Raw genomic sequence first — 843 nt, forward strand, 5'->3', positions numbered from 1 at the left:
GTAACCCGGTTGGGGGCCAGCCGCCGAAGGTGGGGTAGATGACTGGGGTGAAGTCGTAACAAGGTATCCGTACCGGAAGGTGCGGATGGATCACCTCCTTTCTATGGAGATACGACGATTACGCTTATTCGCTGTTCAGTTTTGAGAGTGCATGCTCTCATAGTCTGGTGATGATGGCGGAGGGGACACACCCGTTCCCATACCGAACACGGCCGTTAAGCCCTCCAGCGCCGATGGTACTTGCTCCGCAGGGAGCCGGGAGAGTAGGACGTTGCCAGGCGGACGCCAAAAGGATCGTCTGCTAAAGACGCCTCATTCATGAGGCAACGCAGACACTAGCACATCCTGTGCGTCGTCGTTCCTTGAAAACTGGATACTGCATGTATTGCTAAGGATTTAAACTGTAAGTACTTTTTAGTGCTGACCAATTGTGGTTAAGTTACTAAGGGCACACGGTGGATGCCTTGGCGCTAGGAGCCGAAGAAGGACGCAGCGAACTGCGATAAGCCTCGGGGAGCGGTAAGCACGCTTTGATCCGGGGATCTCCGAATGGGGCAACCCACCATCCGTAATGGGATGGTATCCTTCACTGAATCCATAGGTGATGAGAGGGCAGACCCGGTGAACTGAAACATCTAAGTAGCCGGAGGAAGAGAAAACAAAAGTGATTCCGTCAGTAGTGGCGAGCGAACGCGGAAGAGCCTAAACCGTCGGGTTTACCCGACGGGGTTGTGGGGCGTCTCACATGGAGTTACAAAAGATGCGCGTAGGTGAACAGTCTGGGAAGGCTGACCATAGGGCGTGACAGTCGCGTAACCTAAACGCGCATCTCTCCGAGACCCA

At 54.3% G+C, this 843-nt stretch carries 3 rRNA genes; all 3 read left to right on the top strand.

The window, feature by feature from the left end:
- Positions 1-101 (top strand): 16S ribosomal RNA (locus tag ACFSO0_RS02995); the annotation flags it as partial.
- A gap of 62 nt (positions 102-163) precedes the next feature.
- Positions 164-280: ribosomal RNA gene (rrf, locus tag ACFSO0_RS03000) — 5S ribosomal RNA — on the top strand.
- Between the two features lie 152 nt (positions 281-432).
- Positions 433-843 (top strand): 23S ribosomal RNA (locus ACFSO0_RS03005); the annotation flags it as partial.

Source organism: Brevibacillus sp. GCM10020057 (genome assembly GCF_042683565.1).
Taxonomy (GTDB): domain Bacteria; phylum Bacillota; class Bacilli; order Brevibacillales; family Brevibacillaceae; genus Brevibacillus.